Below are 15,391 nucleotides of genomic sequence, written 5' to 3'. Positions count from 1 at the left end.
ATCAAAATGAATAACAAAACACTATCTATCGTATCCTACATCACCATTATTGGTTGGCTTGTGGCCTATTTAAAGGGAAAAGACAATGCAGATTCAATGCTTAAATATCATTTACGACAAGCATTAGGTCTGGCACTTGTGAACATTATTTTTAGCCTTGCTTTAAATATAGTAGCTATGGTTATACCTGCCTTATCTTTTATAGGTGTATTTGGCTTTGTTTTTTTGATATTATGGATTATTGGAATTATCAATGCGGCTAATGGTGCTCAAAAGCCTTTGCCGATAATTGGTAAAATGTTTGAAAACAAATTTGCTTTCGTTGGTTAATTGGAATAATTATGCAAACATTTAAATATTTCGAAAAAGAAGGCAGCACTTATCATCTAAAAGTGCAAAAAGGCTTTTTTTATACCATGGCTGCAATAATTTTTGCCATAATGGTACTTAACCTCATATATGCGAGTACGAAAGGTGCTGCAGTATTCGCTGTGTTTCTGGCTGTAATTGGGATATTGAGCATATTGCGAAGTACTACAGAAATAAGCTTTGATATGGTAGACCGTAAGATTCACTATAAAGCATTCTTCTTTAGTGCACCCATCACCTACAGTTTCGATGATTTTGATCATTTTCTAGTCTCCAAGCTTAAAAGTCTTTTTATCACACTAGGCGTATCGGGTATTTTGGTAATGCAAAAAAACAGGAAAACAAAAAACATTTTTCTACGCCAATGTTTTTTTTCGGCAAAGCCATTACAAAAATTAAATGATGAACTGTATATCATAATGGGTTTACCTGATTAACAAAACTGAAAGTATTATGGGTAAAGGCTTCTTTATATTTTGGAAACTGTTCGCATTATTTTATGCGATACCTTTTCCCATGATCTTATACTATAGTATTAAGAGTGATAGTTATCCGCCAGAATTAGCAACAAGAAATCCCTGGCTTGCTCTGGGCCTTGTAGTCTTATCTATCATTATTTGGATTATTCTTTTGACAGGCTACTACAACAAATGGATACTTCGGACTCTTTCTATAAAAAGAAAAATAGAGCACCTTAAAAATACCGGCATAAAGCGGGAGGCCAGGATTCTTACTAGTATTGACAAATCAAACCCAAAGGTCAACTACAGTACTTATGAGCTTAATTTATCATTTAAAAACCTTGTAGGTACCCAAATTGAAGAAAAGATAACTGTAAATGACAAAACCCCTTATGAACGCAGGTTTGAGGCGGGAAAGAATGTAGAATTGGTTCTCGATCAAAATCCAAACGATTATCCTTATATGGTTCTGTCCAGCTTCCAGGTAAGTGTTAAAGGGAATGTATTTCTCTTGCTTCATATTACCCTGCTTGTTATTGCAGCTCTGATAGCCGGTTATTATTGCTTTGCTTATCAAACAGAAAGTGAAGGCATGGGATGGCGCTTTATGGTTTTTTATCATCCGCTCCTGGTTTGTGCCTTAATACTTAACCTGGGTAATATTAATCTTCTTGGAAGATTGATGTCAAAATTTGCCAATCAAAATCCTAAAAATGATTTTGTAATAAAGTACAAAGGATTGCCGGCAACAGCCAGATTACTCAAGGCCAGTCAAACTGGAACATACATAAACGAGCAACCCGTGGTTGAGTTTGTGCTTGAATTTACAGACCATCAAAATCAACGTCATGGTGTTAGTATAAAAAAAATAGTAGACCTGTTAGATCTGGATAGCACACGTCAAAAAGAAGTGGATATTTTTTACCTCGAGGAAGATCCCAAACGGGTAGCCTTTGCCAGCGATTTAAAAGAGTTAAGCATAATAATATGAAGACCTTAAACATCATAGCTAGCTCATTGATCATTGGCTGTTTACTACTAACAGGCTGTAAGCAGATCAACAAAAGTGTGAACGAAACTTTTAAGCCCAGTGATGCTGCCTTGAAGCGCCAGGCGCAGAAACAGTCGACAACAGGTTTCACTACAACCACAACGCAGCAAATACAAAAATCTGAAATGATTATAAACGGCGATACCCTTAAAGCTAATGGTATGCAAGAAAAAGCCGCAGTACTTTTTAAGGATTTGGAAACATTGCAAAAAAACAAAACAGGTAACAACAGTAAAGAGATACAGGAAAAAGTAAATGAGTTTTTGAAAAGCATTAACATGTCACAAAAGGTCAATACTATACCTACACCCCAACCCAAAACAAAACGCGAAAAAGCTTTTTTTACTAAAGCAGAATTGGAAAGAGCAGAAAGGGAGCTTATACAATTGCCTCAGTATGCCGGCAAAGAAATACAGATATATCAGTCTGTTCACTTTAATGGCGATGGACGAATCAGGTTAATGTTGCAACATCCCGAAAATCCAAAATATGTAGATGCTTATGAATACGAAAATGGCAAATGGTCCGCCCCAAAGCCTATACAAACAACTTCCGGCAATATAGAACGTCGGTTGGTCCCATTAAACCAAATCAACTTTTCCTCTGCCCTAACAGTATTGCAAGCGTATAATCAAAAGGTATTACAGGTAGAAGGTGCAAAACCAACAACACATGTATACCTGTCTTTCTGGGATGGCCGCATACGCTGGTTTCCCGGAACAATAAATGGAACCCGGGAACGCTATTCGATTGATTTCGAACCTAACGGAACATTAAAAAACTTTAAACAAGATTAAACATATGGCAAATTATAACCTAAAAATAAAAGGTGATCGATTAAGTTTTCAACCCAAACGAGATTATAAATGGAAAGTTATCCTTTTTACCGTTGTTGCTTTGATAACATTTATTATGATACCCACACTTAATTTGAATTATGAAACCAAATGGGGGATATTTGCTATAGGCTTGTTATGTGGATTTACTGCATTGTACGATTTTCTGTTTCACTTTAACGTGACCTACATATTTGATCAGACTACCAGAAACATCTACTGCAAAATCCCTGGCTTGTATACGCGCCAGATCATAACTTTTGATGAGGCTTTCATACTACGTATAGAAGAAGATTGCTTATTGCATTATGCGCTATCAAAAAAACAGAATAAATATGGCAACAGCTACGCCATAAGCCAATCATTTGGCAGTAACAAGAAAAGCAGAAGAAGACAAGAAACATTTGAAACAGAAGTTCTGTCGGCTATAGAAAGTTTTATTCACCATCTTAAAGTACATACTCATTATTAATCGGCTTTACAGGTTCAGGTATATTTGTTTCACCCAGCATTTCCAGTAGATTGATCTCTATAGTACGCGTAATTTGATTTAATGGAACAGCTGCAGAATTATTATCGAAAGGATTCATCAAGCTCATCCCATTGATCTGAGTAGACACATAAACAAAGCCTACTAACCACCCTAAAAATATAGACCACACCCCGGCAAAAGGGCTGATGACCAGGGTAAGCGACACCACAAAAAGCCATATAAATGCTTTGGTAAAATAAATATAAGCGGTTGGGTATATGGTATTTTTAATGCGTTCACTCATACCCATCTCGTCAGAAAATTTTACAAGCAACTGATTCATTTCAATAAAACGGAAACCATCAATCATTCCTCCTTTTTCGAGAAGCTGCAGGGCTCTGGATTGCTGCATCAAAATTGCATTAGCAACATTACTATGTAACTTTACTTCCTCCATATCATGCGGTTCAAGATACTGGCTATAGGTTTCATCAACGGCATCTCTAAGTTTTGCTTTGAGTGCATATAAAAACGCTATTTGCTTATATACCATTCGTTTCTTTAGCGCAGCATATTGTTGATCATCAGTTTCATTTTGGGAAATATAGCTAATGATACTTCTTGCCCATGATCTGGAATCATTCACCAGAGAACCCCATATTTTCCGGGCCTCCCACCAGCGGTCATATGCCTGATTGTTGTTAAAACCTACAAAAAAAGCAATGGCTGTACCTAAAACAGCAGGGATAATGGAAGGAATTTCAAAATGATGCCTGATTAAAACTGTCCTCACGAGATAGGCTGCTGTGCAGGATATAATCATAATGATATCTACCTGCCATGTATTTCTAAGAATACGGCTTAACCGTATGTTTGGTTCAATTAGCATTTTTATCTTCTTTTAATTTTCTGTGATATTTTTAACTATTATACGTCTAATTACTACACATCTATTGAGCTGCGAATTTCTCTTCTTTCTCCTACTTGCTGACGCCACATGGAATAATAAAGTCCTCTTTGCTCCAATAGTTCATCGTGAGTACCGGCTTCCGAAATAATCCCTTTTTCAAGAACGTAAATAACATCTGCGTGCATGATGGTAGAAAGACGATGAGCAATTAATATGGTCATTTGTTGTCTGCTATCCGATATCTCCCTTATGGTTGTGGTAATTTCTTCTTCAGTTAGCGAATCTAATGCAGAAGTAGCTTCATCAAAAATCAGTAATTGAGGCTGACGTAATAATGCCCTGGCAATAGACAATCTTTGCTTTTCTCCGCCAGACAACTTCATACCACTTTCTCCAAGGATGGTATTTAACCCATGAGATGCTCTGGCAACCAATCCAGAAGCTGAAGCTTTTTCCAGCGCATCATTAATATCTGCATCCGTAGCCGTTGGATTCACAAAGAGCAGGTTATCTTTAATAGAACCAGCATACATCTGTGTATCTTGTGTTACAAAGCCTATTTGCCGCCTAAGCGGATTATATTGTACCTGGGTTGAAGGTACATCGTTAAAAAAGATCCGTCCATCAACAGGAACGTACAATCCAACCAGCAACTTAACCAGCGTCGACTTACCTGATCCAGACGGGCCCACAAAGGCTATTGTCTCCCCTCTTTTAATCTTAAATGAAATGCCGTCGATGGCATTATAGCCTGCCGTTCTATGACGGAATACGACATTATCAAACTGCAGGTTTTCGAGTTTGCCAATCTCAATTGAATTTTCAGGACGTTGCTCTACGGGTTTATTCATCAGCCTGTCGAAACTCTTTAAAGATGCATCTGCCTCTCTATAAAGCACAATCATATTACCAAGGTCTTGTAAAGGAGTGAATATAGCCGTAGAAATAAATTGCATAGCAATAAGCTCCCCGGTACTAAGTACTTTCCTGAAAATAAGCCACAAGAGAATGAAAAGGATAGATTGCTTTAGCAAGTTTAGCATATTCCCTTGCAAAAAAGACAAGAAACTTACCTTGCCGGCCTTTTGCATTTCCAACTCAAATATTTTCAATGTTTGTTCATTCAGTCGCCTGATTTCAGGAAACGTTAACCCAAGGCTTTTAACCAACTCAATATTTCGCAAGCTTTCGGTAATAACCCCAGCCTGGCTATCTGTTTGCCTGTTTATTGATCGTTGAATCCCTTTTATCCTTTTAGAGACTAAGCCCGTAAGCGACCCAAGAAGCACAATTCCTACAAAGAAAACGGGAACCAAAAGCCAATTCTTGTTTATGCTATACCATATTAAAAAGCCAACTCCTACAAGCGAAGAAAACAAAACATTGATAAAGGAATTAATAAAACGCTCTGCATCAGTTTTCACTTTTTGCAGAACAGAAAGCGTAGTTCCGCTTCTGCTCTCTTCAAATTCCTGAAATGAGAGGCGTAAGGTTTGCTTTAGGCCATCATTGAATATATTCATGCCAAAGCGTGCAACAGCTTTGCGGGTTATATAATCCTGAGCAGCTTTACATAGTTTAGCCACCACAGCAATGCCAAGTGCTATTAGTAACCAATATAAAATCCCATTTATCAGTTCAGTTTCAGACAAGTGGTTCTTATTTGTGGCATATTCATCAATGATCTTTCCAAATATTACAGGATCAACCAGGCTGAGTAATTGAGCTACAGCAGCTAGTATTAAAGATAAAAAAACAAGCGTGCGATGCGGCTTAAGGTATTTCCAAAGTATCCTCATAATAATCGATTAATGTTACACTTTAAACCCCCAACATCTGCTGCCATGAATGTTGGCTATTGCATTTTAGAAATAAGGACCAATGCCAGAAAGTATCTAAATTACTAAAAAATCGTAATTTTATTTCCATGACATCAATATTGGCTAAAGAATTACTAAGACAACAATATGTCCTGGTAAAAAGTTCCAGGACTGTTGTGCTCGATTTTTTAGAGACACAATTAAAAGAGGAAGTATTCAGCCCATTGGACCAATTTAATGGCTTCTCTCCAGGCAAAATGTTATTGCATATTGCAGGAGTATATTGCCATTGGATCGGCAATTTCTCTCTAAAACTTAACATTGATACTTATCAGGATTACAACGTTTCTTCATTTAGGGTGCTTAGAACCTTATTTGAAGAAGCCGACAGCCTCATTTTAACTTATATTGATGAATTTGGTAATAACCCAAACCAAGTGATCAGCGGAATAATTTCGGGCAAAAAGATGGAGGCTACTACCCTGGAGGTCTTTACCCATGTCTTAACACATGAATTTCATCATAAAGGGCAAATTATGATTATGTGCCGCTTACTTGGGCATACTCCTCCGGATACAGATATTATCAGATTTTAGTTTAATTTACATATTATGGATCAGGATAAAAAAAGGCAGAACCAGACAATACATGGGGTTTGGATTATTTATTATATTTCCAAAACCTGCCTTTGCCTTCGGCTATCCATTCTAAGGCTTGTTCTATTCTGGTTTGACGAGTGGCGTCTGTTTTTGCATCGATTATCCAAACTAAATAGTCTTTCCGAAATGAAGGTGATTTGCTTTCAAAAATCTCTTTAATCGGTGGATTTGCTTCCAGTATTTCACTAAAATAATCTGGTACTTGAATAACTTTGGGCTTCTCAGCTTTCGGTTTTACTATTTTTATTCCATTTTCATTTAAAGCCATCGCCTCTTTTACATACGCGATCAATGTTTCTTTGTCCGGCAAATCTGACAGGGATTTGATTTTATCCATATTTCCCATTGTTTGCTCAGGTTTAATGTTCTCTTTCAGTTTTGGATTAGTTATTAATGCTGCTTTCCAAATGCTGAATGAGCAGTGATTTTTGTAGGCAGCAAAGATGCACATCATATCGCCATGGTAATCGAAATGTGGAATACCCCATTTAATTACTTCCTCAACATCCGGACATGTTTCATGGATTATTTGGCGTAAATATTCCATAATAGGCTTTGCAAAATCTGCTGATTTTGCATAATACTCATCGAATTTTGGATTGAATTGTGGCATTTTTAAAGTAAGGTGTAAGTAGTTTGCTAAATAAAGATGATGAAATTACCCCTAAAGTCAAATTTTATATACTTCTAAATTATAATCTAACTTTTGTTTCAATCAGACTAAGCAAGGGGTAACTTCGTTCATAGATTGATAAGACCAACGTTAACACTGGTTCGAGACTGCTTCGGAAAAAGGTACCTATTTTCCGAAGAAAACCCGAATTGAACTTGATTCTGTCTTAATTCTGCCCAGCAGGAGGTTTCAGTGAGCAGATATTTAAACCCAAATAAATTATTTTTCGTCACCCCTCTTTAGCAGAATCTAATGATTATCAGATAAATAAGCATATCCCCCTCTATGCGGAGCAGAAAATAGAAAATTTATTACTGAATAAAATGAACAAACAGCTAAACTTTAGTAGATTTAGTATAACTAACAGCTATTAACTTCAGAAAAAGCGATCCTTGGCCGTATGATACCTAAAGCAAATAACCAGCATCGAGTTTCTGTAGAGAGTTTTGATAGCGAACCTTTTTTTGAAGTTTCTCAGGATTTAATGTGTATCGCCGGATTTGATGGATACTTTAAAAGAATCAATCCTGCGGTTTCTAAACTGTTAGGATATAGTGATGAAGAGTTATTTTCAAGACCTATTAATGATTTTGTTTGTGAAGAAGACCAGAACATTACAGAAGAACTTAGGAACAACCTCAGGAAAAATATTCCACTCTTAAATTTCGAAAACCGCTACCTCACTAAAAAAGGCGAAATTGTGTGGCTGTCATGGACTTCAATTCCTGTTCCTGAATCCAAACTGGTTTACGCGGTTGCCAAAAATGTAACACACAAAAAGAAACTTGAAGAAGAACGGAATAAACTTTTGATCAGCCTATCAAAGATTAATGAAGAGCTGCAGCATTTAACTCATATGGCCTCGCATGATCTGAGGGCACCTGTAAATAACTTACTTGCAATATTTAGTCTTTTGGATACTTCTACAATTCAGGATAAAGAAACTGAAAATCTGATCAATATATTACAATCAACAACAGAGGAATTGAAGGTTACCTTAAATTATTACCTGGATGCGGCCAGTCAGAAAAAAAGCGTTCATGTGCCCACAGAAAACCTGAATCTTCATCATTCTCTGAACGGGGTGTTTCATTCTATAAATTCATTGATACTAGGCTCCAGAGCTATTATTAGAATTGATTTTTCTGAATTTGATACGATCAATTTCAACAAAGTTTATATGGACAGCATATTTCTAAACCTGATCACTAATTCCATTAAGTACGCAAAACCAGATTCACACCCTGATATTTATATTGCCACCAGAAAAACAAATGGTGCCCGACAATTGATTTTTTCAGACAAAGGCCTGGGGTTTGATATGGAAAAATGTAAAAACAAGATATTTGGGCTACATCAAACATTCCACAATCATACAGATAGCAAAGGTATTGGCCTTTATTTGGTATATAACCACATTAATAGTTTAGGAGGCCATATTGATGTAGAAAGCAAGGTAAACGAGGGAGTTAGATTTGTGCTCACTTTTAAGGATTAGCCCTATTACCTAAATCCCTCTGTGGGTGCGTAGCCAAAAAATTTCTTAAATGCGTAACCAAAATGGGAGAGATTTTCAAATCCTGTTTCCAGATAGACTTCTGAGGGTTTCCGTTTTTTTTCTCTGATTTGATAATGGGCCAGTTTCAGTCTTTTTTGAGTAAGCCATTTCTGTGGTGTGGTTTGAAAAGTTTTTTTGAAATCGCGCTTAAACGTTGTCAGGCTACGTCCAGTCAGGTAACCGAATTTTTCCATCGGCATATTGAACATATAATTTTTTTCCATGAAATTAGCGATATCAATCTTTCCGGGCTCTGCAAAGTTGGCCAGCATATGGTCAATACTGGGTTCGATAGTTCTCAGGATATGGATAGCCTCTTCTATTTTGAGTGAAGCGATGGCGCCAGGTAGTTTTTCTTTGAGCTCAAAATACGGGATTAGTGAAGAGAGACAGCTTTTTAATAATGGATGTTGTTCAAAGGTTCGAAAGCTAGGAGGTGGAATCGGTTCTCCCTGGGACTGGGGCTCATTTTTATTATAGTAGTCTTTTAGCCGCTCCAGCTTAAGGTGCATGGCTACCGATTTATGAGACAAGCCATGTTTAGGATAATTGAGAACCGTAGCCAGCAAGTAACGCGGAAACAGCAGGGTATCTCCTGCTCCAAACACATAGGTCTGATCGGCTTGCACGATCCTGGTTTCTCCCGAGATGATCCATACCAGCAAATGGTCTTCAAACAGCACATCGGCTTTGAAGAACTGGTCTTCAAAGCACGATCTCTTAATATCATCGTGTATGTATTCTATCTGATGTGCCATGGTTTACCATCTAAAATTAGGGAATTAATTGCATAGCAATGTTCAATCTGCTGTAAATATCACTTTAGTCATTTCTTCACTTAATTGCCAAAGCCGTTTTGCATTTTCTGGATCTATTGAGTAGGGTGTCACGCCACGAAGTGTTAAAGGGTTATCGTACTGATGATCGATGTTTCCCAAGTCAAGCTCTGCAATGTCTCCATTTTCACAATAAACGCCGCCTTTACCCTCAAGCTTTTGACTGGTTGCACACCACAATGTAGTTGCGGCACCCTGCGGTATTGTTTTGAGCTTTTTAGCTACCTCTGGATAGATTTCGCCATTCTCGTCATGGGTTCCCATCTGCTGAAACAAAGCCATTGGGGCTACCCTTCCGAGATCTGTACCGTTTACAGAGCCAGGATGCAATGAGAAGGCACGTACGCCAAAGTATCTACCCCTATGATCCAGCTCTACAGTAAACAGGTTATTTGCCGTTTTAGATTGACCATACCCCTGCAAAGTTTCGTATTGACGATGTTCAAAGTTGGGGTCTTCAAAATCAAATGGTGCCATTTGATGTCCGAATGAAGACACATTGACCACTCTGGCGCCATTTGCCTGTTTTAATGCCGGCCAAAGTTTAGCGGTAAGCTGAAAATGTCCTAAATGGTTGGTGGCAAGCTGCGACTCATAACCGCGTAAATCGCGCTGAAGCGGCACCCACATAATGCCTGCATTGTTAATTAAAAGATGCAGCGGGCTATTGGTTTCGAGAAAATTCCTGGCAAAGGCATCAATGGATTCGGGATTCATCAGATCCAGATGTTCAACGGCAATGTTTTTTACTCCATCAAGATTTTTTTTGGCTTTAGCTACATCGCGGGCGGGGACGATTACTTTGGCCCCTGCTCTACTTAATAACTTAACTGTTTCTAAACCAATACCAGCATAGCCACCTGTTACAATAGCGATTTTTCCAGTGAGGTCGACTCCTTTAATTACATCATTGCTTGTTGATGTGGCATTAAACCCTGAACCAATGGGTTGTTGTAAAGAACGATTGTACTTGTTTGTTTCTTTTTGTTCCATCTTATTTGTTATTTATAACAACAAAATTAGATGGATATTGGCCGGTGTGTTTTGTTTAAAAGACCTAAATCTTTTGTTTTAAAGACCAATTGATCAGGAAAGTGTTTTCCACTATCCTGATCAATTGGATTGGGATGTAAATTGTATAATTTAAGATTGCAACAATCTATTTCCCTTGATTTTTCTTTTCAGTAATCTCTGTTCTGATCTCCTGGGCAAGCCCTTTAATCTCTTGTAAAGCTTTACGCACTCTGGTGCCGGCAGCACTGTTTCCAGCGTTATAAAATTTTTCTACGTCTGTCTCTACCGAGGCTACAACCTCTTTTAATTTTGCGAACTTGCTCATAATGTTTTTAAGTTAATTATTAATATTTATTAGTTTTCTGGCGTTGAATAGCTACTATTACCTATCCAACAATGTAAACATAGAAGAATAAAAATAAAGTCGCAAATAAATACTACTAAATTAGTATACTTTTTTTTATATTTGTTTATCAACAGCATTAATCGTTAAGATTATTCATGTTTTTACTTAAGGTTGAACCGTATGCTCAGTACGGTAAAAAGCGGGTTGTTTACTCATTGCAACCTGCTTTTTAAAGTTCCATGCTGCGAAGCACGAACAATACTCGTTTAATTTATATTTGGTTTTTAAAGGCTATCTGAAGAGATAGCCTTTACTTTAATCAACTAGTAAACAGACACTTTCCTAAACTTTTCAGAAAATGGGTTGTTGTTAAATATACATCTACATTTATCCAACAGCTATGAAGAATCCGATTAAACTAGCAATATTAATAACTACATGTTATGCAATTTTTATTGCGCCCAGTTCTGCGTCAGCTCAGCAAAACGATTCCATTACCGCCGATCAATTCTTACAACAAGCATCCATCAGTGGTATTAATGAAGTTTCTATGGGAAATCTGGGATTAAAAAGAGCACAAGACTCGAAAATTAAAGATTATGCTCAAGTCATTTTGAACGACCACATGGTTATTAATGCCGAGATAAAGGCTCTGGCAAAAAGAAAAAATATAAAACTACCAGATTCGATGAGCATCCCAATTAACAGCATGCAAACCAGGGTAGATACTGCCCTGAGTAGTCCATCTGTAAAACAAGCGGATACGTCTAAAAACAAAACTATAGTTGCAGATTCTGTTGAAGCGAATTTTGATTCTGGCTATATGCAAATGATGATCAAAGATCATCAGAAAGCCATTGATTTGTTTACGCAAGGAAGCCAAAACAAGGATCCCGATATACAAACATTCTGCTTAAAATATCTACCTGTTTTGAAAAGGCATTTAGATGATGCAGCGAGTATTTCTAAGGAAATGCCGCTTAAGAAATAGTAGAGATCGGCATATAAAAAAGGCCCGCCACTATAGCGAGCCTTATGATAAGCTTAATTTATTTGCGTTTATTACCTGGTGCAATCAGCTGTCCAGGTAGCTCCATTATTAGAAACTAACACTTTTAAGGTACTGGCATTAATTGAAATACCAGTTACTCCACTTCCAACACTGACATAGTTGTTATCGCCAGATTTTTCAAACTTCACTCCCTTTATATCAGGAATATTATTGCCAAAGAAAAAATTGTAAGTATCTCCGACTTTACTCACTGTAACCTTTCCTTCTGAACTGGTTATTGTGTTGTCATCTTTTTGGTAAGAGATAGATCCTCTATAGGTTCCAACAAAGAAGTCTTTGTCTGCCGGATCTGTGTCTTTCTTACAGGCGATCATAACCGTCGTAGCGATTAAAAGTAAACTGAGAATTCTCATTGTCTTTTTCATAATATGATATTTTGATGTAACAGTCCTATTACAAAGGCCATGCCAACAGTGGCATTACAGCCTTGGCAAATGGCGCGGAACGATCAAAAAATACCAAAAATTCAAATGGACAAAAAGTACTTTACGCAAAGAAAAAAGGGCTATTCAATATGGACTGCCCTTTTTTCTTTGCGTATTAAATAACAATCTTAGAACGCGTAGCGCACTGTAGCTCCATAAGTTCTAGGGTCACCAAGTACACCTGCATATAGGCCAGAGTTGCCAGCTGCAGCCTGTAACTGTTCGAAGTAATTGGTATTTCCAATATTTCTAACCCAGCCAAAAATGGAGATTTTATCTGATTTGAATCCAAGTCTTCCGTTCACTAATGTATAACCATCAACATTTAAGACTTTTGAAGGTGTTGGATTCGAAGAATATTCCGAACGATAACTAAGATCACCAGCGATAAAGAACCTACCATCTCTGGTGCCTACTTTACCAGGAGCGCTAAATTCAGCACCACCAGAAGCATTCCACTTAGATATACCTGGCAATCTTCCACCTGAAGCATCTTTAAAGGCTACTTGAGTTGCAGTACCATTAACAAGTTCTGTATGTCCTGTTTCTTCTAAAGGAAGTGGTGCATTGGTGAATTTTTTATATTTACCATCAAGGTAAGCAACAGCAGCATTTATAGACAAGAACCTTTCTAACTGATAACTTCCATCAACTTCCAAACCTTTTACATTCACTTTTTCTGCGTTTGCAAGATAACCTCTGTTTACACCTAGTTGTGGAGATTGGACGTTAGTTTGGTAATCTTTAATATCTGTATTAAAAGCTGTTACATTTACAATAGCACCTTTAAGAGGTTTTGTTTTTAAACCGAATTCATAATGCTGAACATATTCCGGTTTTACAACAGCAAGAGACAAGTCTGCTTCACCAGTACTGGTAGTTGGTAAACCTCCTACGTTCACACCAACTGGTTTATAAGCGGTAGAATAAGTTCCATAAACGTTCAACTTAGTTGTAGGGCGGTATGACAAGGTGATGTTACCAGACAAGTTATTGTTATCTGTGTTGATATTGAATTTTTGATTGGCATAAACAGCAGCTTTAAGCGCAAGCAAAGCAGGATCGGTAGTTTGAAGACCTCCATAAGTTGTTCTGTCGTAATCAACATCTTTCTTGTCGTAAGTAAACCTTAAACCAGGTAAAACGTGCAAGTGTTCTACAAACTCCCAATCGGCCTGCGCAAAAATAGCAGCACTTAAAGATTTGATAGTTGAATTGGTTTTGATACCGAAGCCATCTAACAGACCAGGTGTTGTATATCCTGCCTGAGCACCAGTTGCAGATGTTTGTACAAATCTCCATTGATCTTTACCCACCTCTTCAGTCTGCGATAAACCTTTCAAATTCTGAGCAAGTGCAAATACACCTATCACACCACTTACTTTCTCTGTGATATTTCCAGCATATCTAACCTCTTGCGAGTATTGATCATGGCGAGAGTTTCCTTGCGATTTAGTCAATGCCGACAATTCAGAGAAATCTCTGTCGTTTGTAGGATCCCAGTTCCAGAATCTCCAGGCAGTAGTAGATGTAAGTGTTCCATTTCCTATTTTATAATCCACGTTTAAAGAGATACCGCCAATTGACTGATCCTGTTTCCATGGTGTATTGGTATTGATCTTTCTTGAAAAAGGATCTATTTTAGGTTGCTCATATCCTAAATCAGAAACAATTTTGGCATACTGACGGTAAGCACTTCTTTCTGTAGCAGTTACACCAGCAATGACCAATGGGTAACCTGCCGGATGCTGAATGCTTACATCACTGCTTAACAAAATTTGTAATTTATCTGACGGGGTATAGTATAACTGGCCTTTAAACCCAAGGTTATTTTGACCACTGTATCTGCGTTCTTCGCTGGTATTAAAAATTGTACCATCTCTTTGCGTGCCTGAAATGGCCAACTTTGCGGCCAGATTTTTTGCTACTGCTCCAGAAACCGATGTTTTAGCTTGTATAAAGTTGTAATTTCCAACATTCAATTCAACTTTTGCAGTTGGAACCAGTGTTGGTTTTGTAGTGGTGATGTTGAAGGCACCTGCGGTTGTATTTTTACCAAACAAGGTACCTTGAGGGCCACGAAGGATTTCTATCTGCTCAATATCAAGAAAATCTGTAGATGTAGCAGCGGGACGTGCCTGATAAACTCCGTCTACGTAAAAACCTACCCCAGGATCAATACCGTCGTTGGTTAAACCAAATGTTGACCCTAATCCTCTGATATTAAGTGTAGTGTTTCTTGCATTTGAGGCGTATAGCTGTACAGAAGGCACCAGCTCTTTTAAACGGTTAACGTTAAAAGCTCCTGCGTTTTCGGCAGCCTGACCACCAATAACAGTAATTGCGATAGGCACATCTTGTAAAACTTCCGAACGTCTTCTTGAAGTCACAACGATTTCGTCAAGCTGTGCATTTTCAACCAGGGTTAACTCTAAAGGAGTATCCTGAAATTTCAGGATTTGAAAATCCTGGGCTTTGTAGCCTACTGAACTAATTTGAAGATAGAATGGAGGCTCTTGCTTTGTACTGATGCTGAATTCTCCTTTATCATTAGCAGATGTAGTTATTTTTGTACCTCTGATGAGCACAGTTGCATTTGGTACCGGAACGCCATTGGCACCCTTAATAACACCCGTTATTGTGCTTTGGGCAAAAGTAACGCTTGCCGTGAGTATAAGTGAAAAGAGAATAAGTAAACTTTTTTTCATGATTTTAAGATTGATTGTTTGGTTATACGCTTTGATTTTGTTTTGTTTAAAATGGTATTACTCAGGATAAAATTGCAAAGCAATGCCCTGCGGATGTTTTTTGACATCCCTTATTATTATATTAATGGAATTTGTGGGTGTTAGTTTACGCTGAGATTACAGCGCGCTGAATCAACAACAA

General features: G+C 37.7%; 16 protein-coding genes. 8 read left to right on the top strand and 8 right to left on the bottom strand.

Annotation, left to right across the window (positions count from 1 at the left end; genetic code table 11):
- Positions 1 to 6 precede the first annotated feature (6 nt).
- The 5 genes from AC1DDK_RS06220 (at position 7) to AC1DDK_RS06200 (ending at position 3,189) form a co-directional block, all read left to right on the top strand.
- Entirely contained in the window at positions 7 to 330 is a 324-nt protein-coding gene (locus AC1DDK_RS06220) for a magnetosome magnetite crystal formation protein family (RefSeq protein ID WP_172660146.1), read from the top strand.
- Between the two features lie 11 nt (positions 331 to 341).
- Positions 342 to 806: a hypothetical protein gene (locus tag AC1DDK_RS06215; protein ID WP_337716817.1), complete on the top strand. Its 465-nt coding sequence runs from the start codon at positions 342 to 344 to the stop codon at positions 804 to 806.
- Positions 807 to 885: 79 nt separating this feature from the next.
- On the top strand, positions 886 to 1,821 hold the full coding sequence (locus tag AC1DDK_RS06210; RefSeq protein WP_337716815.1) for a hypothetical protein: 936 nt from the start codon (positions 886 to 888) through the stop codon (positions 1,819 to 1,821).
- On the top strand, positions 1,818 to 2,678 hold the full coding sequence (locus AC1DDK_RS06205; RefSeq protein ID WP_337716813.1) for a hypothetical protein: 861 nt from the start codon (positions 1,818 to 1,820) through the stop codon (positions 2,676 to 2,678). The genes AC1DDK_RS06210 and AC1DDK_RS06205 overlap by 4 nt, the downstream gene beginning before the upstream one ends.
- Before the next feature lie 4 nt (positions 2,679 to 2,682).
- Entirely contained in the window at positions 2,683 to 3,189 is a 507-nt protein-coding gene (locus AC1DDK_RS06200) for a hypothetical protein (protein ID WP_337716811.1), read from the top strand.
- Here AC1DDK_RS06200 and AC1DDK_RS06195 read toward each other — a convergent pair.
- Both AC1DDK_RS06195 and AC1DDK_RS06190 read right to left on the bottom strand, forming a co-directional pair.
- The gene (locus AC1DDK_RS06195; RefSeq protein ID WP_172660141.1) at positions 3,167 to 4,078 is read right to left on the bottom strand and encodes a bestrophin family protein; all 912 of its coding nucleotides are present in this window, start codon (positions 4,076 to 4,078) and stop codon (positions 3,167 to 3,169) included. The two genes, AC1DDK_RS06200 and AC1DDK_RS06195, sit on opposite strands and share 23 nt — an antisense overlap.
- Positions 4,079 to 4,131: 53 nt before the next feature.
- Positions 4,132 to 5,898 (bottom strand): ABC transporter ATP-binding protein, encoded by a 1,767-nt coding sequence (locus AC1DDK_RS06190; RefSeq protein ID WP_337716809.1) that lies wholly within the window; start codon positions 5,896 to 5,898, stop codon positions 4,132 to 4,134.
- 128 nt (positions 5,899 to 6,026) lie between these two features.
- Between AC1DDK_RS06190 and AC1DDK_RS06185 the strand changes: the two genes are divergently transcribed.
- Complete coding sequence (locus AC1DDK_RS06185; RefSeq protein ID WP_337716807.1) at positions 6,027 to 6,515, top strand: DinB family protein; 489 nt, start codon at positions 6,027 to 6,029, stop codon at positions 6,513 to 6,515.
- A gap of 64 nt (positions 6,516 to 6,579) precedes the next feature.
- On the opposite strand, the gene AC1DDK_RS06180 is transcribed toward AC1DDK_RS06185, so the two are convergent.
- Positions 6,580 to 7,191, bottom strand: coding sequence for a YdeI/OmpD-associated family protein (locus tag AC1DDK_RS06180; RefSeq protein ID WP_172660138.1), 612 nt, complete (start codon positions 7,189 to 7,191; stop codon positions 6,580 to 6,582).
- Between the two features lie 460 nt (positions 7,192 to 7,651).
- Here AC1DDK_RS06180 and AC1DDK_RS06175 point away from each other — a divergent pair, with 460 nt between their 5' ends.
- Entirely contained in the window at positions 7,652 to 8,749 is a 1,098-nt protein-coding gene (locus AC1DDK_RS06175; RefSeq protein ID WP_172660137.1) for a PAS domain-containing sensor histidine kinase, read from the top strand.
- Between the two features lie 5 nt (positions 8,750 to 8,754).
- Here the strand turns inward: AC1DDK_RS06175 and AC1DDK_RS06170 are convergent, their stop codons facing one another.
- From AC1DDK_RS06170 to AC1DDK_RS06160, 3 genes are all read right to left on the bottom strand, one after another.
- On the bottom strand, positions 8,755 to 9,567 hold the full coding sequence (locus AC1DDK_RS06170; RefSeq protein ID WP_172660136.1) for an AraC family transcriptional regulator: 813 nt from the start codon (positions 9,565 to 9,567) through the stop codon (positions 8,755 to 8,757).
- A gap of 42 nt (positions 9,568 to 9,609) precedes the next feature.
- Positions 9,610 to 10,638, bottom strand: coding sequence for an SDR family NAD(P)-dependent oxidoreductase (locus AC1DDK_RS06165; protein ID WP_337716805.1), 1,029 nt, complete (start codon positions 10,636 to 10,638; stop codon positions 9,610 to 9,612).
- A 166-nt stretch (positions 10,639 to 10,804) separates the two neighbouring features.
- Positions 10,805 to 10,984, bottom strand: a complete 180-nt coding sequence (locus AC1DDK_RS06160; RefSeq protein WP_068893411.1) for a histone H1 — start codon at positions 10,982 to 10,984, stop codon at positions 10,805 to 10,807.
- Between the two features lie 421 nt (positions 10,985 to 11,405).
- On the opposite strand from AC1DDK_RS06160, the gene AC1DDK_RS06155 reads away from it, so the two are divergent.
- Entirely contained in the window at positions 11,406 to 11,996 is a 591-nt protein-coding gene (locus tag AC1DDK_RS06155) for a DUF4142 domain-containing protein (RefSeq protein ID WP_288879187.1), read from the top strand.
- Positions 11,997 to 12,067: 71 nt separating this feature from the next.
- On the opposite strand, the gene AC1DDK_RS06150 is transcribed toward AC1DDK_RS06155, so the two are convergent.
- Positions 12,068 to 12,442, bottom strand: a complete 375-nt coding sequence (locus tag AC1DDK_RS06150) for a hypothetical protein (protein WP_172660133.1) — start codon at positions 12,440 to 12,442, stop codon at positions 12,068 to 12,070.
- Positions 12,443 to 12,630: 188 nt separating this feature from the next.
- Positions 12,631 to 15,210, bottom strand: coding sequence for a TonB-dependent receptor (locus tag AC1DDK_RS06145; RefSeq protein ID WP_172660132.1), 2,580 nt, complete (start codon positions 15,208 to 15,210; stop codon positions 12,631 to 12,633).
- Positions 15,211 to 15,391 lie beyond the last annotated feature (181 nt).

Source organism: Pedobacter sp. 05T44 (assembly GCF_056395985.1).
The sequence above is the reverse complement of the archived record's forward strand: the minus strand, read 5'-3'. Positions and strand labels throughout refer to the sequence as shown.